General features: G+C 50.3%; 19 protein-coding genes, 3 tRNA genes and 4 rRNA genes. 12 read left to right on the top strand and 14 right to left on the bottom strand.

Annotated features, from left to right (window positions below; translation table 11 throughout):
- Window positions 1–7: 7 nt before the first annotated feature.
- The 4 genes from dusB to ACO7SM_RS02065 all read left to right on the top strand — a co-directional run bounded on the left by dusB (window position 8) and on the right by ACO7SM_RS02065 (window position 2513).
- Window positions 8–973: a tRNA dihydrouridine synthase DusB gene (gene dusB / locus ACO7SM_RS02080; protein ID WP_490469496.1), complete on the top strand. Its 966-nt coding sequence runs from the start codon at window positions 8–10 to the stop codon at window positions 971–973.
- A 25-nt stretch (window positions 974–998) separates the two neighbouring features.
- On the top strand, window positions 999–1295 hold the full coding sequence (gene fis, locus ACO7SM_RS02075; protein ID WP_000462905.1) for a DNA-binding transcriptional regulator Fis: 297 nt from the start codon (window positions 999–1001) through the stop codon (window positions 1293–1295).
- 86 nt (window positions 1296–1381) lie between these two features.
- The gene (gene yhdJ, locus ACO7SM_RS02070) at window positions 1382–2266 is read left to right on the top strand and encodes an adenine-specific DNA-methyltransferase (RefSeq protein ID WP_490469495.1); all 885 of its coding nucleotides are present in this window, start codon (window positions 1382–1384) and stop codon (window positions 2264–2266) included.
- Between the two features lie 82 nt (window positions 2267–2348).
- The gene (locus tag ACO7SM_RS02065) at window positions 2349–2513 is read left to right on the top strand and encodes a DUF2556 family protein (RefSeq protein WP_490469494.1); all 165 of its coding nucleotides are present in this window, start codon (window positions 2349–2351) and stop codon (window positions 2511–2513) included.
- A gap of 54 nt (window positions 2514–2567) precedes the next feature.
- On the opposite strand, the gene envR is transcribed toward ACO7SM_RS02065, so the two are convergent.
- Window positions 2568–3230 (bottom strand): acrEF/envCD operon transcriptional regulator, encoded by a 663-nt coding sequence (gene envR, locus ACO7SM_RS02060; RefSeq protein ID WP_490469493.1) that lies wholly within the window; start codon window positions 3228–3230, stop codon window positions 2568–2570.
- Window positions 3231–3635: 405 nt separating this feature from the next.
- Here envR and ACO7SM_RS02055 point away from each other — a divergent pair, with 405 nt between their 5' ends.
- The 7 genes from ACO7SM_RS02055 to ACO7SM_RS02025 all read left to right on the top strand — a co-directional run bounded on the left by ACO7SM_RS02055 (window position 3636) and on the right by ACO7SM_RS02025 (window position 13019).
- Window positions 3636–4793 (top strand): efflux RND transporter periplasmic adaptor subunit, encoded by a 1158-nt coding sequence (locus tag ACO7SM_RS02055; protein ID WP_490469492.1) that lies wholly within the window; start codon window positions 3636–3638, stop codon window positions 4791–4793.
- Between the two features lie 11 nt (window positions 4794–4804).
- A complete protein-coding gene (locus ACO7SM_RS02050) occupies window positions 4805–7918 on the top strand; it encodes an efflux RND transporter permease subunit (protein ID WP_490469491.1) in 3114 nt (1037 codons plus the stop codon).
- 270 nt (window positions 7919–8188) lie between these two features.
- Entirely contained in the window at window positions 8189–8410 is a 222-nt protein-coding gene (locus tag ACO7SM_RS02045) for a lipoprotein (RefSeq protein ID WP_203359788.1), read from the top strand.
- Between the two features lie 451 nt (window positions 8411–8861).
- Window positions 8862–9887, top strand: a complete 1026-nt coding sequence (locus tag ACO7SM_RS02040) for an amino acid ABC transporter substrate-binding protein (protein ID WP_490469490.1) — start codon at window positions 8862–8864, stop codon at window positions 9885–9887.
- Between the two features lie 71 nt (window positions 9888–9958).
- Complete coding sequence (locus ACO7SM_RS02035) at window positions 9959–11140, top strand: amino acid ABC transporter permease (RefSeq protein ID WP_490469489.1); 1182 nt, start codon at window positions 9959–9961, stop codon at window positions 11138–11140.
- Window positions 11141–11149: 9 nt separating this feature from the next.
- Window positions 11150–12253, top strand: a complete 1104-nt coding sequence (locus tag ACO7SM_RS02030; RefSeq protein WP_490470852.1) for an amino acid ABC transporter permease — start codon at window positions 11150–11152, stop codon at window positions 12251–12253.
- Window positions 12254–12260: 7 nt separating this feature from the next.
- Window positions 12261–13019: an amino acid ABC transporter ATP-binding protein gene (locus tag ACO7SM_RS02025; RefSeq protein ID WP_490469488.1), complete on the top strand. Its 759-nt coding sequence runs from the start codon at window positions 12261–12263 to the stop codon at window positions 13017–13019.
- A 163-nt stretch (window positions 13020–13182) separates the two neighbouring features.
- Here ACO7SM_RS02025 and rrf (ACO7SM_RS02020) read toward each other — a convergent pair.
- From rrf (ACO7SM_RS02020) to ACO7SM_RS01990, 7 genes are all read right to left on the bottom strand, one after another.
- Window positions 13183–13298: ribosomal RNA gene (gene rrf, locus ACO7SM_RS02020) — 5S ribosomal RNA — on the bottom strand.
- A 40-nt stretch (window positions 13299–13338) separates the two neighbouring features.
- Window positions 13339–13414, bottom strand: a tRNA-Thr gene (locus tag ACO7SM_RS02015).
- Between the two features lie 14 nt (window positions 13415–13428).
- A 5S ribosomal RNA gene (gene rrf, locus ACO7SM_RS02010) occupies window positions 13429–13544 on the bottom strand.
- Between the two features lie 97 nt (window positions 13545–13641).
- Window positions 13642–16548: ribosomal RNA gene (locus ACO7SM_RS02005) — 23S ribosomal RNA — on the bottom strand.
- Between the two features lie 206 nt (window positions 16549–16754).
- A tRNA-Ala gene (locus ACO7SM_RS02000) sits at window positions 16755–16830 on the bottom strand.
- Between the two features lie 110 nt (window positions 16831–16940).
- Window positions 16941–17017 (bottom strand) — tRNA-Ile (locus ACO7SM_RS01995).
- Between the two features lie 70 nt (window positions 17018–17087).
- A 16S ribosomal RNA gene (locus ACO7SM_RS01990) occupies window positions 17088–18629 on the bottom strand.
- The 16S, 23S and 5S rRNA genes sit together here with 3 tRNA genes alongside, the layout of an rRNA operon.
- Window positions 18630–19101: 472 nt before the next feature.
- On the opposite strand from ACO7SM_RS01990, the gene ACO7SM_RS01985 reads away from it, so the two are divergent.
- Complete coding sequence (locus tag ACO7SM_RS01985; RefSeq protein WP_490469487.1) at window positions 19102–19656, top strand: gamma carbonic anhydrase family protein; 555 nt, start codon at window positions 19102–19104, stop codon at window positions 19654–19656.
- Here ACO7SM_RS01985 and ACO7SM_RS01980 read toward each other — a convergent pair.
- Genes ACO7SM_RS01980 through dprA form a run of 6 tightly spaced genes read right to left on the bottom strand, consistent with a single transcriptional unit; the run spans window position 19632 to window position 23424 of the window.
- Window positions 19632–19889 carry a DUF1488 family protein gene (locus tag ACO7SM_RS01980; RefSeq protein ID WP_490469486.1) on the bottom strand — a complete coding sequence of 86 codons (258 nt, stop codon included), beginning with the start codon at window positions 19887–19889 and terminating at the stop codon, window positions 19632–19634. The genes ACO7SM_RS01985 and ACO7SM_RS01980 overlap by 25 nt on opposite strands.
- A complete protein-coding gene (aroE, locus tag ACO7SM_RS01975; RefSeq protein WP_490470851.1) occupies window positions 19886–20704 on the bottom strand; it encodes a shikimate dehydrogenase in 819 nt (272 codons plus the stop codon). The genes ACO7SM_RS01980 and aroE overlap by 4 nt, the downstream gene beginning before the upstream one ends.
- A 4-nt stretch (window positions 20705–20708) precedes the next feature.
- Window positions 20709–21281 (bottom strand): L-threonylcarbamoyladenylate synthase type 1 TsaC, encoded by a 573-nt coding sequence (gene tsaC, locus ACO7SM_RS01970; RefSeq protein WP_490469485.1) that lies wholly within the window; start codon window positions 21279–21281, stop codon window positions 20709–20711.
- On the bottom strand, window positions 21274–21828 hold the full coding sequence (locus tag ACO7SM_RS01965; RefSeq protein ID WP_490469484.1) for a DNA topoisomerase family protein: 555 nt from the start codon (window positions 21826–21828) through the stop codon (window positions 21274–21276). Before ACO7SM_RS01965 ends, tsaC begins: the two co-directional genes overlap by 8 nt.
- Before the next feature lie 26 nt (window positions 21829–21854).
- Window positions 21855–22328 (bottom strand): DUF494 family protein Smg, encoded by a 474-nt coding sequence (smg, locus tag ACO7SM_RS01960; RefSeq protein ID WP_192610784.1) that lies wholly within the window; start codon window positions 22326–22328, stop codon window positions 21855–21857.
- A complete protein-coding gene (gene dprA, locus ACO7SM_RS01955; protein ID WP_490469483.1) occupies window positions 22300–23424 on the bottom strand; it encodes a DNA-protecting protein DprA in 1125 nt (374 codons plus the stop codon). The genes smg and dprA overlap by 29 nt, the downstream gene beginning before the upstream one ends.
- Window positions 23425–23451: the final 27 nt, after the last annotated feature.

The following is a 23451-nucleotide window of genomic DNA, read 5'->3' as shown; positions in this document are numbered from 1 at the left end:
TTAACTCATGCGCATCGGACAATACCAGCTTAGAAATCGCCTGATCGCAGCGCCCATGGCTGGCATTACTGACAGACCTTTTCGGACGCTGTGTTATGAGATGGGAGCAGGTTTGACAGTATCTGAGATGATGTCTTCTAACCCACAAGTCTGGGAAAGCGACAAATCTCGTTTACGGATGGTGCACGTTGATGAGCCAGGAATTCGCACGGTGCAAATTGCCGGTAGCGATCCTGTTGAGATGGCTGCTGCCGCACGTATTAACGTGGAAAGCGGCGCCCAAATTATTGATATCAATATGGGGTGTCCGGCTAAAAAAGTGAATCGCAAGCTTGCAGGTTCAGCCCTACTACAGTACCCGGATCTCGTGAAGTCGATACTCAACGAAGTCGTCAGTGCTGTGGACGTTCCTGTCACTCTCAAGATTCGCACCGGTTGGGCTCCGGAACACCGTAACTGCGTAGAGATTGCCCAACTGGCTGAAGACTGTGGCATTCAGGCTCTGACCATTCATGGACGCACCCGCGCCTGTTTGTTCAATGGAGATGCTGAGTACGACAGCATTCGGACAGTTAAGCAGAAAGTTTCCATTCCGATTATCGCGAATGGCGACATAACTGACCCGCTTAAAGCCAGAGCTGTACTCGACTATACGGGGGCGGACGCCCTTATGATAGGCCGTGCAGCTCAGGGAAGACCCTGGATCTTTCGGGAAATCCAGCATTATCTGGACACTGGGGAGTTGCTACCCCCCCTGCCTCTGGCAGAGGTTAAGCGCTTGCTTTGCGCGCACGTTCGGGAACTGCATGACTTTTATGGTCAGGCGAAAGGGTACCGAATTGCACGTAAACACGTCTCCTGGTATCTCCAGGAGCACGCTCCAAATGACCAGTTTCGGCGCACATTCAACGCCATTGAGGATGCCAGCGAACAGCTGGTGGCGTTGGAGGCATACTTCGAAAATTTTGCGTAAACAGAAATAAAGAGCTGACAGAACTATGTTCGAACAACGCGTAAATTCTGACGTACTGACCGTTTCTACCGTTAACTCTCAGGATCAGGTAACCCAAAAACCCCTGCGTGACTCGGTTAAACAGGCACTGAAGAACTATTTTGCTCAACTGAATGGTCAGGATGTGAATGACCTCTATGAGCTGGTACTGGCTGAAGTAGAACAGCCCCTGTTGGACATGGTGATGCAATACACCCGTGGTAACCAGACCCGCGCTGCCCTGATGATGGGCATCAACCGTGGTACGCTGCGTAAAAAATTGAAAAAGTACGGCATGAACTAATTTCGATTAGCTAATTGCTTGTTTAAAAAGGCGCTACTCGGCATGGGGAAGCGCCTTTTTTATTCGCATCACACAGGAGTTTAACCATGAATGCTGGATTTGCCCCTAACTACTATGGCGATGAATCTAAAAAAATAATCCATGGTGATGCGCTGACTGAACTGAAAAAACTGCCCTCCGACAGCGTCGACCTTATCTTTGCCGATCCCCCTTACAACATCGGAAAAGACTTCGATGGCATGGTCGAATCATGGAACGAAGAGGTTTTTCTTGCCTGGCTGTTCGAATGTATTGAAGAGTGCCACCGGGTACTGAAGAAACAGGGCACGATGTATATCATGAACAGCACCGAAAACATGCCGCACATCGATCTTAAATGCAGAAAGCTGTTTGATATTAAAAGCCGTATCGTGTGGTCATATGACAGCTCAGGCGTACAGGCTAAAAATTTCTTTGGTTCGATGTATGAACCGATCCTGATGATGGTCAAAGACCCCAAAAGTTATACCTTCAACCGGGAAGACATTTTGGTTGAAGCCAAAACCGGCGCCAAAAGAGCGCTGATCGATTACAGGAAAAACCCACCGCAACCCTACAATCAGCAAAAGGTGCCCGGAAATGTCTGGGACTTCCCGCGGGTGCGTTTCTTGATGGATGAATACGAAAACCATCCAACGCAAAAACCCACGGCACTGTTGAAGCGGATCGTGCTGGCCTCCTCGAATCCGGGTGATACTGTATTGGATCCATTTGCAGGGAGCTTCACCACCGGAGCCGTGGCGGTGGACGCAGGGCGAAAATTTATCGGTATCGAAGTCAATAATGAATACGTCAAAATGGGTCTGCGAAGACTGCGCATCAGTTCGCATTATTCGGAAAAAGACCTTGAAAAAGTGAAAAAGCGGAAGACGAAAAACTTGTCCAAAAAGAGTCGCAATACAGAAACGACAGACGTGAATTCAACGAATTAAAAGCATTGTAAGTCTGCTTTTCCGTCATCAAAATTCCTGTATATTCCCTGCACGTTCGGGCATGAATACATGGGGTTTAGCAATGATTCGCAAATATTGGTGGCTGGTTGTTTTTGCTGTTTCTGTTTTTCTGTTTGATGCACTACTCATACAATGGATCGAACTGATGACCACAGAATACGACAAGTGCCGTAATATGAACTCCGTCAATCCCCTCAAACTGGTCAATTGTGCCGACCTCCAGTAAGACCAGGGTATTCGACTCACTCATATTCGATGAAAAACCGTTGTCAAAAAGTAATTATGCTTCCTCAATGCAGTTATCGCTCTGCATCAGTTGCATTACGCAACCCTCCGGGCTGAGCATTCTCAGAACATTATCGACTAATACGGGCGCCTGGTTGTAGAGATCATAACTTGCCGGATTCATTAACCAGTTTTTTACTATTCCGCTAAAACTACCGTGCAGAATAATTAAGATGACATCTAAATCAAGGCTGATTGAAATCAAACTTTTCGCCATGCATTGTTGAAGTAGCTCACGCATTGTCTGATGGCTGAAGCCAATTTTATCTCGAATTTCCTGTTCTGATGTCATGCCGTTAAGGAATTCACATTTATGATATAAAATTTGCATTAACGCCTGCTGTCTTGGGTTTTCTGCAATATATTGTAAACCAGCCACTAATTTCTCACGCAGATCCTGTAACGGATTCACCCCAGGGTAAGATGTCAATCTGTCCTGAATAAGATCGCGCAGTGCGGGCTGTTGCAACCACAACTCATTAAAAAGCTGATTTTTATTTTCAAAATGCCAATAGATAGCCCCACGGGTGACGTTCGCCGCATCCGCGATATCGTTTAAAGTCGTATTGCCTACACCACGCAAGGCAAACTGCGTAATTGCAGTTTCAATCACGTGTTGCCGGGTCTTGAGGGCATCAGCTTTCGTTTTTTTAACCATGATTCAGCGTGTCTGGGACAGAGTAAGAGACGATAAAGAGATGATTAAGACAATCTCATAATATCTTTAATAGTGAAGGAATGTATCACTTACTTTTAATTAAGCACGAAATATTCAAAAAAACAATAAATGTAAGACATATAAAAACGTTAAATATTCATAACATAAATATAAATTTCAAGATGTGTTAATAAACATCAAAGCTTTACCTCTCCAATCATTTAAAGAATGCAAAATGTTAATCTTTTTTTTGTGTTTCCGTGCCGTTGGCGGCGCAACGAATAAGTATTGCTTACATCGCAAGCTAATAATTTGTAGGATAGCCAACTGTTATTTTATTTGTACACGTTAACGCCTTACCGTTACCCGGTAAATAACGAGCTTTTGGTTTTTTAAGGAACAGTAATGACGAAATATGCCAGGTTTTCACTCCTGCCCTCATTCATCATAATCTCTGCTGCGTTACTTGCCGGTTGTAACGATCAAGGGGAAACACAGGTGAATCCCGCTGAACCACAAGTTACCGTTCATGTGGTCGAATCCGCACCTCTCGCTATCACCACTGAGCTGCCTGGACGCACAGCCTCATTTCGAATTGCAGAAGTACGCCCTCAGGTAAGTGGAATTGTTCTCAAAAGGAATTTTACTGAGGGCAGCGATGTTGACGCCAGTCAGTCGCTTTACCAGATCGATCCCGCGACGTATCAGGCCGATTACAACAGCGCTAAAGGCGAACTGGCAAAAAGTGAAGCTGCGGCCACTATCGCACATTTAACCGTGAAACGTTATGTTCCGTTAGTAGGAACAAAATACATCAGCCAGCAAGAGTACGACCAGGCCGTTGCTGATGCTCGTCAGGCCGATGCCGCGGTGGTTGCGGCAAAAGCAGCGGTTGAGAGTGCGCACATCAACCTTGCTTACACGAAAGTGATATCGCCAATTAGCGGGCGTATTGGTAAATCCAGCGTAACGGAAGGCGCTCTGGTGACCAATGGTCAGTCAACCGCGCTGGCGACCGTGCAGCAGCTTGATCCTATTTATGTGGATGTGACGCAATCCAGCAACGATTTTATGCGCCTCAGACAGTCGGTTGAACAAGGAAGCCTGCATAAAGACAATACCCGCAGCGATGTTGAACTTGTCATGGAGAATGGCCAGGCATATCCGCTGAAAGGCACCCTGCAATTCTCAGATGTGACGGTTGACGAAAGCACCGGATCAATAACGCTCAGAGCCGTTTTTCCTAACCCTCAACACACCCTGCTTCCCGGCATGTTTGTGCGCGCGCGCATTGACGAAGGGGTTCAGCCCAATGCCATTCTCGTTCCGCAACAAGGCGTCACACGCACACCTCGCGGCGATGCCACAGTGATGATGGTCAACAAACAAAACCAGGCAGAAATGCGCACGGTTATCGCCACGCAGGCGATTGGCGATAAATGGCTCATCAGTGAAGGCTTGCAACCCGGCGACAAAGTCATTGTTAGCGGATTACAGAAAGTTCGCCAGGGTATCCATGTCCAGGCAACCACCGACGCCCCGACAGCCGATGCGGCGCAATAAGGTAACAGGACATGGCTAATTTTTTTATTAATCGCCCTATCTTTGCCTGGGTACTGGCCATCATTCTGATGATGGCCGGTGTTCTGGCAATAATACAGCTACCTATTGCGCAGTACCCCACTATTGCGCCGCCTGCTGTTGCTGTTAGCGCGACTTACCCAGGCGCGGATGCGCAAACGGTGCAGGACACAGTGACCCAGGTTATCGAGCAAAATATGAATGGCATCGATAACCTGATGTATATGTCATCCACCAGCGACTCTTCCGGAAGCGTGACGATCACGCTGACATTCGAGTCAGGTACCGACCCTGATATTGCGCAAGTTCAGGTGCAGAATAAGCTGCAACTGGCTATGCCTCTCCTGCCTCAGGAAGTACAACAGCAGGGCATTAGCGTCAAAAAATCCAGCAGCAGCTTTCTGCTTGTGGCGGGATTCGTTTCCGACAATAAGAGCCTGACGCAGGATGACATTTCCGACTATGTCGCGTCTAACGTCAAGGATGCCATCAGCCGCACATCAGGCGTGGGCGACGTGCAACTGTTTGGTGCGCAGTATGCCATGCGAATCTGGCTCGACAGCAACGCGCTGAATAAGTATCAACTCACGCCGCTGGACGTTATCAATCAGCTAAAAACGCAGAACAACCAGATTGCGGCTGGCCAGTTGGGAGGAACCCCCTCCATCGCCGATCAACAGTTAAACGCATCGATCATTGCTCAGACAAGGCTGAAAACACCCGAGGAGTTTGGTCGCATCACGCTGAAAGTGAACCAGGACGGTTCAATGGTTCACCTCAAAGATGTAGCTCGCATTGAACTTGGCGGCGAAAACTACAACATGGTGACCAAAATTAATGGTCAGGCGGCAACAGGCTTGGGGATTAAGCTGGCAACTGGCGCCAATGCGCTGAATACAGCGGCGGCGATCAAAGCAAAACTCGCAGAATTGCAGCCTTTTTTCCCACAAGGTTTAAAGGTCGTTTATCCGTATGACACGACCCCCTTTGTAAAAATCTCGATTCACGAAGTCGTGAAGACACTGTTTGAAGCCATTATCCTTGTCTTCCTGGTTATGTATCTGTTTTTACAAAACCTACGAGCAACGTTAATTCCCACCATCGCTGTGCCAGTTGTACTGCTGGGTACGTTCGCCGTACTGGCAGCCTTCGGATTTTCGATCAATACCCTGACGATGTTTGGGATGGTTCTTGCCATTGGCTTGCTGGTTGATGACGCCATCGTGGTGGTAGAAAACGTCGAACGCGTGATGGCGGAAGATAAGCTGCCGCCGAAAGAGGCAACGCAGAAATCCATGGAACAGATACAGGGGGCGCTGGTCGGCATTGCGATGGTGCTCTCCGCAGTGTTTGTCCCGATGGCTTTCTTCGGTGGATCGACCGGCGCAATATACCGCCAGTTCTCGTTGACCATCGTGTCAGCGATGGCGCTTTCCGTGCTTGTCGCGCTCATTCTGACCCCTGCCCTTTGTGCCACGCTGCTCAAACCGGCCTCTGAAGAACATCATGAAAAGAAAGGCGGTGTCTTCGGCTGGTTTAACGCGCTATTTGAAAAGAGCGCGGATCACTACAGCAGCAGCGTGAGCGGTATTCTGCGCAAGACAGGACGTTATTTGTTGGTATATGTCCTTATTGTCGGTGGGATGGCCATCCTGTTCCTGCGCCTGCCAACCTCCTTCCTCCCGGATGAAGATCAGGGCGTTTTCATGACGATGGTGCAGCTTCCGGCAGGCGCGACGCAGGATCGAACACAAAAAGTCCTCGATCAAATTCAGAATTATTATCTGAACCAGGAAAAAGCCAACGTTAACTCCGTCTTCACCGTTAATGGGTTCAGCTTCAGCGGTCAGGGGCAAAACTCCGGTATTGTCTTTATTAGTCTTAAGCCATGGGAAGAACGCTCTGGAAAGGAAAATGGTGTAGGCGCGATCGTGGCGCGTGCAACTCAAGCCTTCGGCCAGATCAAAGACGGGCTTATCTTTCCGTTTAACCTCCCGGCCATTATCGAATTAGGTACGGCAACGGGTTTCGACTTCGAGTTAATCGACCAGGCTAACCTCGGCCATACGGAACTCACCAATGCGCGAAATCGGTTGCTGGGCATGGTGAGAGAACATCCGGATTTACTGGTACGTGTGCGTCCTAACGGCCTGGAAGATACCCCGCAATTCAAGCTGGAAATCGATCAGGAAAAAGCGCAAGCGCTGGGAGTGAGTCTGTCTGATATCAACCAGACGATCTCTACCGCTCTCGGTGGCACCTACGTGAATGACTTTATCGATCACGGCCGGGTGAAAAAAGTCTATGTACAGGCGGATGCGCCGTTCCGCATGCTGCCCAGCGACATCAACAATTTCTATGTGCGCAGCGCAAATGGCGAAATGGTGCCGTTCTCAACCTTCAGTTCGGCTCACTGGGTATATGGCTCGCCGCGCCTGGAACGCTACAATGGTATGCCGTCAATGGAAGTGCTGGGTGAAGCAGCACCTGGCAGAAGTACGGGCGAGGCCATGGTGCTGATGGAAAGTCTGGCAGCCAAACTTCCTGGCGGGATTGGTCACGACTGGACGGGGATGTCATACCAGGAACGTCTTTCTGGCAACCAGGCCCCCGCGCTGTATGCGATCTCGTTAATCGTGGTCTTCCTCTGCCTCGCCGCACTGTATGAAAGCTGGTCCATTCCGTTCTCGGTCATGCTGGTGGTACCGCTCGGTGTGGTCGGCGCGCTTCTGGCAGCATCGCTTCGCGGCATGAACAATGATGTGTACTTCCAGGTTGGTCTGCTAACGACGATCGGGCTTTCAGCCAAAAACGCCATTTTGATTGTCGAGTTTGCCAAGGATCTGATGGAAAAAGAGGGACGCGGATTGATCGAAGCTACCCTCGAAGCGTCACGTATGCGCCTGCGTCCTATCCTGATGACATCCCTCGCCTTTATTCTGGGGGTTATGCCACTGGTTATCAGCCATGGTGCAGGCAGCGGTGCGCAAAATGCGGTAGGCACAGGCGTGATGGGGGGAATGCTTACGGCGACATTGCTGGCTATCTTCTTCGTGCCCGTGTTCTTCGTTGTGGTTAAACGCCGCTTCAATCGACATCCCGATTAATTTGTAAAATAAAGACGCCTCCGGGCGTCTTTTTACAAAATATCCACCGCCTTATTTATTAAATAGATAGTTATTTATTTTTCTCTATTTCATCCCGATAACGTTCTCTCAACCGCTTTGTTTCTCCATTATGTTTACAATCCACACGAATTGAGATTATTCCCTATGCCAGCCGCTTTTTAAGTGGTGGTAAAATAACCACGAGTTCGCAGATGGCCTGGCATTTGTCTTTGCTGTATTTCGCGAAACGTTTATTTTTGAGGTAACACCATGAAAAGATTAATTTCAGTTGCATTGCTCACCGCATTGCTGGCGGGCTGTGCACATGATTCCCCTTGCGTACCCGTGTATGATGATCAGGGCCGTCTGGTTCATACCAATACCTGTATGAAGGGAACCACTCAGGATAACTGGGAAACTGCAGGGGCTATCGCCGTCGGGACTGCCGCCGTAGCTGGCATGACAATGGGGATCATCGCCCTGTCCAAATAAATGTTAAAAGCGCGGCATTGCCGCGCTTTTAACGTCAAAGAAATAATCTTCATATAAGACAAAATGTTGGCTTCGTTTTAATCCCTGATTTTTAATTATTCGTTTTACTTACAGAGTACAGCGATAAATTTAACAACCAAATCCTTCGCAACTATCATCATTTTTTTCTACATCCTTACCCTGTCAATTTTCACGCCCGAAATCATTATTCAACACATCACCTGAAATTTAAATATTTTGCTCCAAAATGTGGCTTACGTTTCAATTTCGCACCATTTCAGGGCGCTGAATTTATTTTTTCCTGTCTACACTCAGACATATTGCGTTAGAGATCCGAACGCAAAACCTGGCACTACCTTTGCTTAAAAGAGTATGGCCAGAGCCACAGACAGGTAAAAGGCGTTTCCAGAACGTCTCTCAATAACAATAATTTCGCCACACAGGATGCATTATGAAAAAGATGATGATAGCCAGCTTTGCTGCGGCCGGCGTGCTGCTTGCGGTTGCAAATCAGGCACATGCCGGAGCCACTCTGGATGCAGTGAAGAAAAAAGGTTTCGTACAATGTGGTATCAGTGACGGCCTGCCTGGTTTTTCTTACGCTGACGCGAGCGGTAAATTTTCGGGCATTGATGTTGATGTTTGTCGTGGTGTCGCCTCTGCAGTCTTTGGCGATGATACAAAAGTAAAATACACCCCGCTCACGGCAAAAGAACGTTTTACTGCATTGCAGTCTGGCGAAGTTGATATGTTATCCCGCAATACCACCTGGACCTCTTCCCGCGATGCCGGCATGGGCATGTCTTTCACCGGTGTGACTTACTACGATGGCATCGGTTTCCTTACGCATAATAAAGCAGGCCTGAAGAGCGCCAAAGAGTTGGACGGTGCCACCGTTTGTATTCAGGCGGGAACCGATACAGAACTTAACGTGGCCGATTACTTCAAGGCCAATAACATGAAATACACACCGGTGACTTTCGACCGTTCTGACGAATCAGCCAAAGCGCTGGAATCAGGCCGTTGCGACACATTAGCCTCCGATCAGTCTCAACTGTATGCCCTGAGGATCAAACTCAGCAACCCGGCTGAATGGGTAGTGTTGCCGGAAGTCATTTCAAAAGAACCGCTGGGGCCTGTCGTGCGCCGTGGCGACGATGAGTGGTTCTCTGTCGTCCGCTGGACGCTCTACGCCATGTTGAACGCAGAGGAAATGGGCGTGAACTCGAAGAACGTCGATGAAAAAGCCGCTAACCCGGCAACACCTGATATGGCGCACCTGCTGGGTAAAGAAGGGGATTACGGCAAGGATCTTAAGCTCGATAACAAGTGGGCTTATAACATCATTAAGCAAGTGGGGAACTATGCGGAGATCTTTGAACGTAACGTGGGATCGGAAAGCCCACTGAAGATCAAACGCGGTCAGAATAATCTCTGGAACAACGGCGGTATTCAGTATGCCCCTCCCGTGCGCTAATCCGATGTGATGTAACGGGCGCCGCGACCAGGCGGCGCTCAGCCAAGAGTCATGGTTTCCGAGGTTCTCTTATGTTCCATCGCCGCTCCCCCGTAAAAGGAACGTTATCCTTTTCTAACCCTGCGGTACGCGCCTGGTTATTTCAAATACTCGCCGTCATCGTGGTTGTCAGCGTTGCTATCTATTTAATACATAACACCATTAATAACTTGAGCAACCGGGGCATTACCTCTGGGTTTGCTTTTCTCGATCGCAGTGCCGGATTCGGAATCGTCCAGCACCTGATCGATTACGAACAGGGTGATACCTATGGCCGCGTTTTTATCGTCGGATTGCTCAATACGCTCTTGGTTTCTGCATTATGCATTGTATTCGCGTCATTTCTCGGTTTCTTTCTGGGGCTTGCTCGCCTGTCGGACAACTGGCTATTACGCAAACTCTCCACTCTCTACATCGAAACCTTCCGCAATATCCCGCCGCTGCTGCAGATCTTCTTTTGGTATTTTGCCGTACTGCGCAATCTTCCGGGACCGCGTCAGGCCGTCGGCGCACTGGATCTGGTCTTTCTGAGCAACCGGGGGCTCTATATCCCAGCCCCATTGATTGGGGAAGGTCTGTTCGCGTTTTGCCTTGCGATCCTGTTTGCCGCAGCAGTATCCGTTGGACTGTTTCGCTTCAACAAAATGCACCAGATGAAAACAGGTCGGCTACGCAGAACCTGGCCGACGGCAATGGCATTGTTAGTCCTGTTCCCCATGATGGCGCACTGGATTTTTGGCGCTGCGCTTCACTGGAACGTACCGGAATTACGCGGGTTTAACTTCCGGGGGGGAATGGCTCTCATCCCCGAGCTGGCGGCGCTGACTCTGGCGTTATCTGTGTATACCTCCGCATTTATTGCAGAAATCATTCGGGCCGGTATTCAGGCGGTTCCTTATGGTCAACATGAGGCTGCACGTTCACTGGGTCTGCCAAATACGGTGACGCTACGCCAGGTCATTATTCCTCAGGCGCTACGCGTGATCATCCCGCCACTCACCAGCCAGTATCTGAACATTGTCAAAAACTCTTCGCTTGCCGCCGCTATTGGCTACCCGGATATGGTGTCGCTGTTTGCCGGGACGGTGCTCAACCAGACGGGGCAAGCCATTGAGACTATCGCCATTACCATGTCGGTGTACCTCATTATCAGTCTGTCTATTTCACTGCTGATGAACATTTATAACCGCCGCATCGCACTGATAGAGCGCTAAGGAATCATGATGACAAAAGCTCTGCTGTCTCATCCCCCGCGCCCAGCCAGTCACGGCGCAGACCGTGCAGTGTTGTGGGCCCGTAAGAATTTATTTTCCACCTGGTCCAATAGTCTGCTGACGATTTTCTGCCTATGGCTTATGTGGGAACTCATTCCCCCTCTACTGAACTGGGCATTCTTGCAGGCTAACTGGATAGGTTCTACCCGGAGTGATTGCACAAAAGCAGGCGCTTGTTGGGTGTTTATCCATGAGCGCTTCGGCCAGTTTATGTATGGACTCTATCCACATGAACAGCGCTGGCGTATCAATATTGCATTACTCACAGGCCTGCTCTCCATTGCCCCCATGTTCTGGAGGTCGATACCGCATCGCGGGCGCTATATTGCGGCCTGGGCCGTTATCTACCCTATCGTTGTTTGGTGGCTTCTGTATGGCGGTGTTTTGGGGCTCGATCGGGTAGAAACGCGGCAGTGGGGCGGGTTAACGCTGACCCTGATTATTGCCTCGGTGGGCATTGCGGGGGCACTGCCATTAGGGATTTTGCTGGCTCTAAGCCGCCGTTCTCATATGCCAGTTGTTCGCGTACTGTCCGTCATTTTTATTGAATTCTGGCGCGGCGTCCCCTTGATTACCGTCCTGTTTATGTCTTCCGTCATGCTACCGCTCTTCATGGCGGAAGGTACCAGCATCGACAAACTTATCCGCGCATTGGTAGGCGTAATTCTGTTCCAGTCCGCCTATGTCGCTGAAGTGGTGCGTGGTGGACTACAGGCGTTACCAAAAGGCCAGTATGAAGCCGCAGAGTCTCTGGCATTGGGTTACTGGAAAACCCAGGGGCTCGTCATTCTTCCGCAAGCGTTGAAGCTGGTGATCCCAGGCCTTGTAAACACCATCATTGCCCTGTTTAAAGATACCAGTCTGGTGATCATCATCGGCCTGTTTGATCTGTTTAGCAGCGTGCAGCAGGCCACTGTCGATCCCGCCTGGCTGGGCATGTCGACCGAAGGATATGTTTTTGCTGCCCTGATTTACTGGGTTTTCTGCTTCAGCATGTCTCGCTATAGCCAGCATCTGGAAAAACGTTTTAACACCGGGCGTACACCGCACTGAGGAATCTATGAGCCAATTATTAATCCAACCTGCCGACGCGATGATTACGCTGGAAAACGTCAACAAATGGTACGGACAATTCCATGTCCTGAAAAATATCAATCTGAACGTGAGACAAGGCGAGCGAATTGTACTTTGCGGGCCATCCGGCTCTGGTAAGTCGACTACCATCCGCTGTATTAACCATCTGGAGGAACATCAGCAAGGACGTATCATCGTTGATGGGATTGAACTCAATGACGACATCCGCAATATCGAGCGTGTCAGACAAGAAGTTGGGATGGTGTTCCAGCACTTCAATTTGTTTCCTCACCTGACGGTTTTGCAAAATTGCACGCTCGCGCCGATTTGGGTTCATAAAATGCCAAAGAAAGAGGCTGAAGCGCTAGCGATGCATTATCTGGAGCGGGTACGAATTGCAGAACATGCACATAAATTCCCGGGACAAATATCGGGAGGCCAACAACAACGCGTGGCGATTGCACGATCGCTGTGCATGAAACCGAAAATTATGCTTTTTGACGAACCCACCTCGGCTCTGGATCCTGAAATGGTAAAAGAGGTACTGGATACCATGATTGGCCTGGCGCAATCCGGGATGACGATGCTGTGTGTGACGCATGAAATGGGGTTTGCCAGAACGGTAGCTGACCGGGTGATCTTTATGGATCGTGGTGAAATTGTTGAACAGGCGCCCCCGGAGGAGTTTTTCGCGCAACCAAAATCGGAGCGTACCCGCGCGTTTTTATCGCAGGTACTGCATTAATTTTGATGATTTATTGTCTGGCAAGACCCGTAAGCCGGATAAGGCGTTTACGCCACCATCCGGCTAAATTCCTGCACCTGTCGCGCCTTATGCCACTGCGCTTATCAGGCTGATAAACGCAAAAAACCCCGGACCTTGCGGACCGGGGTTCTTCTTATTTGATGTCTGGCAGTTCCCTACTCTCGCATGGGGAGACCCCACACTACCATCGGCGCTACGGCGTTTCACTTCTGAGTTCGGCATGGGGTCAGGTGGGACCACCGCGCTACAGCCGCCAGACAAATTCTTTTCTACTGCACCGAACTTTAACCGAATTAAGTGGTGCTGATACCCAGAGTCGAACTGGGGACCTCACCCTTACCAAGGGTGCGCTCTACCAACTGAGCCATATCAGCACGCTAAATTTGATGCCTGGCAGTTCCCTACTCTCGCATGGGGAGACCCCACACTACCATCGGCGCTACGGCGTTTCACTTCTGAGTTCGGCATGGGGTCAGGTGGGACCACCGCGCTACAGCCGCCAGGCAAATTCTGTTTATTAACACGCATCTCTGCGCGTTAATTTAATCTGTATCAAGCTGATATTGATGTCTTTCTTTCACCAAAACACCTTTGGCGTTGTAAGGTTAAGCCTCACGGTTCATTAGTACTGGTTAGCTCAATGTATCGCTACACTTACACACCCAGCCTATCAACGTCGTAGTCTTCAACGTTCCTTCAGGAGACTTATAGTCTCAGGGAGAACTCATCTCGGGGCAAGTTTCGTGCTTAGATGCTTTCAGCACTTATCTCTTCCGCATTTAGCTACCGGGCAATGCCATTGGCATGACAACCCGAACACCAGTGATGCGTCCACTCCGGTCCTCTCGTACTAGGAGCAGCCCCCCTCAATTCTCCAGCGCCCACGGCAGATAGGGACCGAACTGTCTCACGACGTTCTAAACCCAGCTCGCGTACCACTTTAAATGGCGAACAGCCATACCCTTGGGACCTACTTCAGCCCCAGGATGTGATGAGCCGACATCGAGGTGCCAAACACCGCCGTCGATATGAACTCTTGGGCGGTATCAGCCTGTTATCCCCGGAGTACCTTTTATCCGTTGAGCGATGGCCCTTCCATTCAGAACCACCGGATCACTAAGACCTGCTTTCGCACCTGCTCGAGCCGTCACTCTCGCAGTCAAGCTAGCTTATGCCTTTGCACTAACCTCCTGATGTCCGACCAGGATTAGCTAACCTTCGTGCTCCTCCGTTACTCTTTAGGAGGAGACCGCCCCAGTCAAACTACCCACCAGACACTGTCCGCAACCCGGATCACGGGTCTACGTTAGAACACCAGCCATTAAAGGGTGGTATTTCAAGGTTGGCTCCATGCAGACTGGCGTCCACACTTCAAAGCCTCCCACCTATCCTACACATCAAGGACCAGTGTTCAGTGTCAAGCTATAGTAAAGGTTCACGGGGTCTTTCCGTCTTGCCGCGGGTACACTGCATCTTCACAGCGAGTTCAATTTCACTGAGTCTCGGGTGGAGACAGCCTGGCCATCATTACGCCATTCGTGCAGGTCGGAACTTACCCGACAAGGAATTTCGCTACCTTAGGACCGTTATAGTTACGGCCGCCGTTTACCGGGGCTTCGATCAAGAGCTTCTCCCTAAGGATAACCCCATCAATTAACCTTCCGGCACCGGGCAGGCGTCACACCGTATACGTCCACTTTCGTGTTTGCACAGTGCTGTGTTTTTAATAAACAGTTGCAGCCAGCTGGTATCTTCGACTGATTTCAGCTCCACGAGCAAGTCGCTTCACCTACATATCAGCGTGCCTTCTCCCGAAGTTACGGCACCATTTTGCCTAGTTCCTTCACCCGAGTTCTCTCAAGCGCCTTGGTATTCTCTACCTGACCACCTGTGTCGGTTTGGGGTACGATTTTGTGTTACCTGATGCTTAGAGGCTTTTCCTGGAAGCAGGGCATTTGTTACTTCAGCACCGTAGTGCCTCGTCATCACACCTCAGCGTTAATAAGCGTCCGGATTTACCTAAACGCTCCGCCTACATGCTTAAACCGGGACAACCGTCGCCCGGCCAACATAGCCTTCTCCGTCCCCCCTTCGCAGTAACACCAAGTACAGGAATATTAACCTGTTTCCCATCGACTACGCCTTTCGGCCTCGCCTTAGGGGTCGACTCACCCTGCCCCGATTAACGTTGGACAGGAACCCTTGGTCTTCCGGCGTGCGGGCTTTTCACCCGCATTATCGTTACTTATGTCAGCATTCGCACTTCTGATACCTCCAGCAACCCTCACAGGCCACCTTCAACGGCTTACAGAACGCTCCCCTACCCAACAACACATAGTGTCGCTGCCGCAGCTTCGGTGCACAGTTTAGCCCCGTTACATCTTCCGCGCAGGCCGACTCGACCAGTGAGCTATTACGCTTTCTTTAAATGATGGCTGCTTCTAAGCCAACATCCTGGCTGTCTGTGCCTTCCCACATCGTTTCCCACTTAACTGTGACTTTGGGACCTTAGCTGGCGGTCTGGGTTGTTTCCCTCTTCACGACGGACGTTAGCACCCGCCGTGTGTCTCCCGTGATAACATTCTTCGGTATTCGCAGTTTGCATCGGGTTGGTAAGTCGGGATGACCCCCTAGCCGAAACAGTGCTCTACCCCCGAAGATGAGTTCACGAGGCGCTACCTAAATAGCTTTCGGGGAGAACCAGCTATCTCCCGGTTTGATTGGCCTTTCACCCCCAGCCACAAGTCATCCGCTAATTTTTCAACATTAGTCGGTTCGGTCCTCCAGTTAGTGTTACCCAACCTTCAACCTGCCCATGGCTAGATCACCGGGTTTCGGGTCTATACCCTGCAACTTAACGCCCAGTTAAGACTCGGTTTCCCTTCGGCTCCCCTATTCGGTTAACCTTGCTACAGAATATAAGTCGCTGACCCATTATACAAAAGGTACGCAGTCACCCCATAAAGAGGCTCCCACTGCTTGTACGTACACGGTTTCAGGTTCTTTTTCACTCCCCTCGCCGGGGTTCTTTTCGCCTTTCCCTCACGGTACTGGTTCACTATCGGTCAGTCAGGAGTATTTAGCCTTGGAGGATGGTCCCCCCATATTCAGACAGGATACCACGTGTCCCGCCCTACTCTTCGAGTTCACAACACATGCGATTTTGTGTACGGGGCTATCACCCTGTATCGCCGGACTTTCCAGACCGTTCCACTACCACACATGCTGATTCAGACTCTGGGCTGCTCCCCGTTCGCTCGCCGCTACTGGGGGAATCTCGGTTGATTTCTTTTCCTCGGGGTACTTAGATGTTTCAGTTCCCCCGGTTCGCTTCATTACGCTATGTATTCACGTAATGATAGTGTGACGGATCACACTGGGTTTCCCCATTCGGAAATCGCCGGTTATAACGGTTCATATCACCTTACCGACGCTTATCGCAGATTAGCACGTCCTTCATCGCCTCTGACTGCCAGGGCATCCACCGTGTACGCTTAGTCGCTTAACCTCACAACCCGAAGGTGTTTCGTAAAACACATCGTGTTGCGAAAATTTGAGAGACTCGAACACACCATTTTTCATTTCTTATTACGGAGAAATGAAACAGTGTGTCGTTTCAATTTTCAGCTTGATCCAGATTTTTAAAGAGCAAAACTTCGCAGTGAACCTTTTCAGGTACACTCTGAAGTTTTCTTGTGTTTTTGCAGTAAGTAATGGTGGAGCTATGCGGGATCGAACCGCAGACCTCCTGCGTGCAAAGCAGGCGCTCTCCCAGCTGAGCTATAGCCCCATCACAAATGCTAAATCTCATTACCGGTAATTTATACTGAGACAAGGCGTGGAAGGGCGAAGCATACTGAAGTATGCGAGTCGTTTCACAACGCAGTATCAGGATAAATTTGGTAGGCCTGAGTGGACTTGAACCACCGACCTCACCCTTATCAGGGGTGCGCTCTAACCACCTGAGCTACAAGCCTGCAGAGATTTCTTACTGCTAATTTTCATCAGACAATCTGTGTGAGCACTACAAAGGCAGGTTCTTTAAGGTAAGGAGGTGATCCAACCGCAGGTTCCCCTACGGTTACCTTGTTACGACTTCACCCCAGTCATGAATCACAAAGTGGTAAGCGCCCTCCCGAAGGTTAAGCTACCTACTTCTTTTGCAACCCACTCCCATGGTGTGACGGGCGGTGTGTACAAGGCCCGGGAACGTATTCACCGTGGCATTCTGATCCACGATTACTAGCGATTCCGACTTCACGGAGTCGAGTTGCAGACTCCGATCCGGACTACGACATACTTTATGAGGTCCGCTTGCTCTCGCGAGGTCGCTTCTCTTTGTATATGCCATTGTAGCACGTGTGTAGCCCTACTCGTAAGGGCCATGATGACTTGACGTCATCCCCACCTTCCTCCAGTTTATCACTGGCAGTCTCCTTTGAGTTCCCGGCCGAACCGCTGGCAACAAAGGATAAGGGTTGCGCTCGTTGCGGGACTTAACCCAACATTTCACAACACGAGCTGACGACAGCCATGCAGCACCTGTCTCACGGTTCCCGAAGGCACTAAAGCATCTCTGCTAAATTCCGTGGATGTCAAGAGTAGGTAAGGTTCTTCGCGTTGCATCGAATTAAACCACATGCTCCACCGCTTGTGCGGGCCCCCGTCAATTCATTTGAGTTTTAACCTTGCGGCCGTACTCCCCAGGCGGTCGACTTAACGCGTTAGCTCCGGAAGCCACTCCTCAAGGGAACAACCTCCAAGTCGACATCGTTTACGGCGTGGACTACCAGGGTATCTAATCCTGTTTGCTCCCCACGCTTTCGCACCTGAGCGTCAGTCTTTGTCCAGGGGGCCGCCTTCGCCACCGGTATTCCTCCAGATCTCTACGCATTTCACCGCTACACCTGGAATTCTACCCCCCTCTACAAGACTCTAGCCTGCCAGTTTCGGATGCAGTTCCCAGGTTGAGCCCGGGGATTTCACATCCGACTTGACAGACCGCCTGCGTGCGCTTTACGCCCAGTAATTCCGATTAACGCTTGCACCCTCCGTATTACCGCGGCTGCTGGCACGGAGTTAGCCGGTGCTTCTTCTGCGAGTAACGTCAATCAACACGGTTATTAACCGTATCGCCTTCCTCCTCGCTGAAAGTACTTTACAACCCGAAGGCCTTCTTCATACACGCGGCATGGCTGCATCAGGCTTGCGCCCATTGTGCAATATTCCCCACTGCTGCCTCCCGTAGGAGTCTGGACCGTGTCTCAGTTCCAGTGTGGCTGGTCATCCTCTCAGACCAGCTAGGGATCGTCGCCTAGGTGAGCCGTTACCCCACCTACTAGCTAATCCCATCTGGGCACATCCGATGGCAAGAGGCCCGAAGGTCCCCCTCTTTGGTCTTGCGACGTTATGCGGTATTAGCTACCGTTTCCAGTAGTTATCCCCCTCCATCGGGCAGTTTCCCAGACATTACTCACCCGTCCGCCACTCGTCACCCAAGGAGCAAGCTCCTCTGTGCTACCGTTCGACTTGCATGTGTTAGGCCTGCCGCCAGCGTTCAATCTGAGCCATGATCAAACTCTTCAATTTAAGTTTGATGCTCGTGAATTAAACTTCGTAATGAATTACGTATGTTCACTCTTGAGACTTGGTATTCATTTTTCGTCTTGCGACGTTAAGAATCCGTATCTTCGAGTGCCCACACAGATTGTCTGATAAATTGTTAAAGAGCAGTTGCGACGCGCTTTAGCGCTCTGTCGCGAGGTGGCGTATATTACGCTTTCCTCTTTCAGAGTCAACCCTGATTTTCAGAATTTTTCTCTTCAACCGAACCGGCTGTTTGTGTGAAGTGATTCACATCCGCCGTGTCGATGGAGGCGCATTATAGGGATCCGTGATTTTTGCACAAGAGTTTTTTCGATCTTTTTTTCTGTTTGCTGTTTTTTCACCCCTTTCGTTCCATTCCTGCGCAATTCGCCTGGTTTTTGATACTCAAATCGCTTGCACAGAGCCAATAATCCAACCAAAGTCATCATTACGGTTCTATTTTGTTGAGGTAACTATGTCTGACGTACTACGTCCTTATAAGGATCTTTTCCCTCAGATCGGACAGCGAGTGATGATCGATACCAGCAGTGTCGTCATTGGCGATGTCCGTCTGGCGGATGATGTCAGTATTTGGCCGCTCGTTGCTATTCGCGGAGACGTGAATTATGTCGAGGTCGGCGCCCGTACGAATATTCAGGATGGCAGCGTACTGCATGTCACTCATAAATCGACCTCCAACCCACAAGGTAATCCCCTGATCGTGGGTGAGGATGTGACCGTCGGCCATAAGGTCATGCTACACGGCTGCATTATTGGTAACCGCGTCTTAGTCGGTATGGGATCGATTCTGTTGGATGGCGTAGTAATAGAAGATGACGTCATGATCGGGGCGGGTAGTCTCGTGCCGCAAAACAAACGTCTTGAGAGTGGATATCTGTATCTGGGAAGCCCGGTGAAACAAATCCGCCCTCTGAGCGACGCGGAGAAGGCGGGTCTGCAATACTCCGCGAATAATTACGTGAAGTGGAAAGACGAATATCTCAGTCAGGACAACCAGATCCAACCGTGATCGTCTTCTTGCTGGGACTGGATCAGCGCTTCAGCTTCTTCTTCCAGATCCCAGCGATGTTCACAAAAAGCAGCCAGCCACTGCTCCGGGGTATCGCCGCCAAAACGATGCGCCAGCCTCTCTCCTTTAATTGCACACATGAATTGCATACCATTTACCAGCGCAGGAAAGCTGACAGCGTCAATATCTGCGTTCCACTCTTCCCTGTCAGGGAACTGGATAGCCTGATTCATGCCGATAACTCCTGTTGCAGCAATTTAATCACTGGCTCAACGTCTGGTAATGTACCGTGCCAAAGCAAAACAGCATGCGCCGCTTGCCCCACCAGCATACCCAGACCATCTGCGTAAGATCGGGCTCCCTTTTCTATACACCAGGTAAGAAACGGCGTATTCCCTTTCTGATAGAACATGTCGTAGCAATAAACAGAAGGATGAATAAGGGATGCCGGAATAGCAGGAATATCACCACTGATCCCGCTGGATGTTGCGTTAATAATCAGATCGAACTCATGATCCACCAGCGCATCCATTTTCAGAGACTGAACACTCCCTGTATGGGCAAAAATTTGCGCCAGTTCTTCCGCACGCGAAGCGGTTCGGTTCACGATCGTCACTGCACAATCCATCGAAAGCAGTGGCAACAATACGCCACGGGAAGCTCCACCCGCGCCAATGAGCAAAACGCGCGAGCCCGGTCGAATGAAGGATAAGCGTTCAAGATCGCTTAACAGCCCAATGCCGTCAGTGTTATCACCCAGTATGCGACCATCCTCAAGCTTTTTAAGCGTGTTGACAGCCCCGGCAAGAGCCGCACGCTCCGTCAATTCATCCGCCCGTGCGAACGCTTCCTCTTTAAAAGGAACGGTAACATTCGCCCCTTTTCCCCCTTCAGCAAAGAAGGTATTAAGCGTACCAATAAAATCATTGATCGGCGCTAATACACGCCCATAGGGATGTTCAATTTGCAGTTGTTGTGCAAAATGCTGATGAATGAACGGCGACTTACTGTGTGCGATCGGATTACCAAAAACGGCGTAGGTTTCCATCATCTTACCCCTGTCGAAACAATTCACCCGTCAGGGCATCACGAATTTCAGATGGATTCAAACGACCTCCCGTTTCACCTTCAACAACAGGGAAGTCTGCCCCGAACTGCTCCCGTACTTCTTCAACGGTACGGCATGGTGGCAATCCACTCAGGTTGGCGCTGGTAGAAACTAACGGCTTACCATAAGCCTGGCACAATGCAACCACGAGCGGATGGTCGGTGACGCGCACGGCCAAAGATGAAAACCGACCTGTCAGCCAGCGAGGCGTCGATGCAGGGGCTGGAAAAACAAACGTGACAGGACCAGGCCAGCGGGCAAATACGGCTTCCCGTTGGGCATCCGTAAGCATGCTGTCATCAATATAAGATCTAAGCTGTTCAAAATTTGCTGCGATCAATATGAGACCTTTATCAACGGGTCGCTGTTTCAGCTCCAACAATCGAGTGACCGCGGTTTCGCTGTCAGGATCGCACCCGACACCGAAAACAGCTTCTGTTGGATAGGCGATGACATTTTCTTTATTCAGTACTTCTATCGCCGCGGCGATAGCGTCTGCTGGCAGGTTCTTATTCACTTTTAATATCCGCCGGTAACGGCTTTCCACATTGTTTACTGGCACAGACGTGTTTCACACCCTGCGCGGTTTTCTTTTCGATGAGTAGAGGGTAGTGGCACTCAGGACACTCTCCCGCTATCGGTTTGAAGTTGATGACAAACTGACACTCAGGATAGCGATCGCAGGAATGAAAGGTTTTGCCATAACGTGAACGGCGCTGAACCAGATGGCCCGTCCGGCACTGAGGGCAGGTAATCGCGGTTTCATCAGGTTTATCGATAATTTCGGTATGCCCGCACGCGGGATAATCGCTGCAACCAATAAACATACCAAACCGCCCCTGCCGCAACACAAGTTCAGCGCCGCATGCAGGACAGAACTTACCCTCCAGAACTTTGACAATATGTCCGTCCGCTGACGATTTCAGAGGACGGACATAATCACATTCCGGATATTGCGAGCAGCCGAGAAACGGACCGTGTTTCCCGGAACGAATAACAAGCTCAGCCCCGCATTGCGGGCAGGGCTCATTTTTGCGCACCGTGAACAGTGCTGATTTAGCCATAACAACTCATGCTGAATGAAGATCGTTTAATGCAGCATACCTTCATTCACTTCAAAGAGTAATTCTTCCATTTGTTGATATGCATTTTCACAACCTGGAATGTTGAACAGAACCATCAGGATCACCCACTTTAGATCTTCCAGGTCGAATTCTGCAGTATCCAACGCGAGCACACGTTCAATGACCATTTCCCGTGTTTCGAGGTTTAGCACCTGTATCTGCTCCAGGAATAACAAGAATCCCCGGCAACTGGCATCCAGGCGATCGCACTCCTCAGCAGTATAAATACGTACAGAGAGCGGATCTGAGGCAAGTTGCATGGGTTCAGCGAGGCCTTCCTGATAGTCAGCAAGCTTTTCCAGCCACAATAACGCGTTGTAGATGTCTTCACGATCAAAACCAGCGTCGGTAAGATCCCGTTCCAGTTTGTCCTGATCCACACGCAGTTCAGCTTCGTTATGGATGTATGTCTCAAACAAATACATTAGTACGTCGAACATGGCTTGCCCTCCTCAATCGGACATAGCCGCCGGGTACAGCTGCGATCCATCCTGCTAACTCCAGTTCGAGTAGCTGAGCCACTACCTCTGGCACAGGTTGGCCGGCACGTTCAGCGACGACGTCAACAGGTGTTGCCTCATCTCCTACGTTAGCCAGGAGCTCAGGAAATGGCAATGCCACCGCTTCGTGATCTGGTGAATAAAGTGTATTTTCAGGCTCATCTGGCAACCAATGTAACCCGTATTGCAAATTTTCAAATATATCCTCTGGCGCTGTCACCAGTGTGGCCCCCTGCTTTATCAGCCAATGGGGACCTTCACTTCCCGGGCTGCCTATCGGCCCTGGTAAAGCAAAGACCTCTCGCCCTTGCTCCATCGCGCAACGTGCGGTAACCAGAGAGCCACTGCGCAGAGCTGCCTCAATCACCAAAACGCCTTTACTGAGACCACTAATAATGCGGTTTCGCCGGGGGAAATGATGCGCTAACGGAGGTGTCGCCAGCGGAAACTCAGAGATCAGGGCGCCTCCCATACCAATGATGTTTTCTGCGAGCTGAGCATGCCGACGCGGATGTACAGCCAACAGACCGTTACCCAATACGGCAACGCTTTTCCCATTGACACTTAACGCGGCTTTATGTGCGACACCATCGATACCAAGTGCCAGTCCGCTGGTCACCGTAATCCCTGCCGCGGCAAGCTTTTCGCAGAATATGCGCCCCCATCGTTCACCATACCAGGAGTGTGAGCGACTCCCCACAACAGCAAGCTGGACGGAGTCGAGACATTCTGGCTCCCCGGAGACAAAGAGCACGCCAGGGTAGTCTTCAATCGCACGAAGCTGTGGAGGGTAATACTGACTCTCCGCCGTAATGAAATAGTGATGGGGCTGCGCTAACCAATTCAGCGCAGAGTCCAGCTCCTTTTGCGGCAGCGTTAAAAAGCGTTCAGCCTGACGGATTGAGAATCCTGCACTGTGCAACAATTCCGAATCGATATGGGTCTGGTTAATGAGAAAATTGGCCGTACGTACCATTGTGTCACCGTACATCTCACTGACACGCATTAGGCGTAACCAAATTTCGATATGGGTCATCCTTCTCCCCCTGTCACAAGCGGTCCT

It is taken from the genome of Citrobacter sp. LJND-P06 (assembly GCF_058188415.1).
Note: the sequence above shows the minus strand (reverse complement) of the source record. Positions and strands in the feature narration are given on the sequence as shown.

Excerpts from the sequence above, each read along its gene's own strand:
- dusB (WP_490469496.1), top strand. The coding sequence starts at position 8 with ATGCGCATCGGACAATACCAGCTTAGAAATCGCCTGATCGCAGCGCCC.
- fis (WP_000462905.1), top strand. The coding sequence starts at position 999 with ATGTTCGAACAACGCGTAAATTCTGACGTACTGACCGTTTCTACCGTT.
- yhdJ (WP_490469495.1), top strand. The coding sequence starts at position 1,382 with ATGAATGCTGGATTTGCCCCTAACTACTATGGCGATGAATCTAAAAAA.
- ACO7SM_RS02065 (WP_490469494.1), top strand. The coding sequence starts at position 2,349 with ATGATTCGCAAATATTGGTGGCTGGTTGTTTTTGCTGTTTCTGTTTTT.
- envR (WP_490469493.1), bottom strand. The coding sequence starts at position 3,230 with ATGGTTAAAAAAACGAAAGCTGATGCCCTCAAGACCCGGCAACACGTG.
- ACO7SM_RS02055 (WP_490469492.1), top strand. The coding sequence starts at position 3,636 with ATGACGAAATATGCCAGGTTTTCACTCCTGCCCTCATTCATCATAATC.
- ACO7SM_RS02050 (WP_490469491.1), top strand. The coding sequence starts at position 4,805 with ATGGCTAATTTTTTTATTAATCGCCCTATCTTTGCCTGGGTACTGGCC.
- ACO7SM_RS02045 (WP_203359788.1), top strand. The coding sequence starts at position 8,189 with ATGAAAAGATTAATTTCAGTTGCATTGCTCACCGCATTGCTGGCGGGC.
- ACO7SM_RS02040 (WP_490469490.1), top strand. The coding sequence starts at position 8,862 with ATGAAAAAGATGATGATAGCCAGCTTTGCTGCGGCCGGCGTGCTGCTT.
- ACO7SM_RS02035 (WP_490469489.1), top strand. The coding sequence starts at position 9,959 with ATGTTCCATCGCCGCTCCCCCGTAAAAGGAACGTTATCCTTTTCTAAC.
- ACO7SM_RS02030 (WP_490470852.1), top strand. The coding sequence starts at position 11,150 with ATGACAAAAGCTCTGCTGTCTCATCCCCCGCGCCCAGCCAGTCACGGC.
- ACO7SM_RS02025 (WP_490469488.1), top strand. The coding sequence starts at position 12,261 with ATGAGCCAATTATTAATCCAACCTGCCGACGCGATGATTACGCTGGAA.
- ACO7SM_RS01985 (WP_490469487.1), top strand. The coding sequence starts at position 19,102 with ATGTCTGACGTACTACGTCCTTATAAGGATCTTTTCCCTCAGATCGGA.
- ACO7SM_RS01980 (WP_490469486.1), bottom strand. The coding sequence starts at position 19,889 with ATGAATCAGGCTATCCAGTTCCCTGACAGGGAAGAGTGGAACGCAGAT.
- aroE (WP_490470851.1), bottom strand. The coding sequence starts at position 20,704 with ATGGAAACCTACGCCGTTTTTGGTAATCCGATCGCACACAGTAAGTCG.
- ACO7SM_RS01965 (WP_490469484.1), bottom strand. The coding sequence starts at position 21,828 with ATGGCTAAATCAGCACTGTTCACGGTGCGCAAAAATGAGCCCTGCCCG.
- smg (WP_192610784.1), bottom strand. The coding sequence starts at position 22,328 with ATGTTCGACGTACTAATGTATTTGTTTGAGACATACATCCATAACGAA.
- dprA (WP_490469483.1), bottom strand. The coding sequence starts at position 23,424 with ATGACCCATATCGAAATTTGGTTACGCCTAATGCGTGTCAGTGAGATG.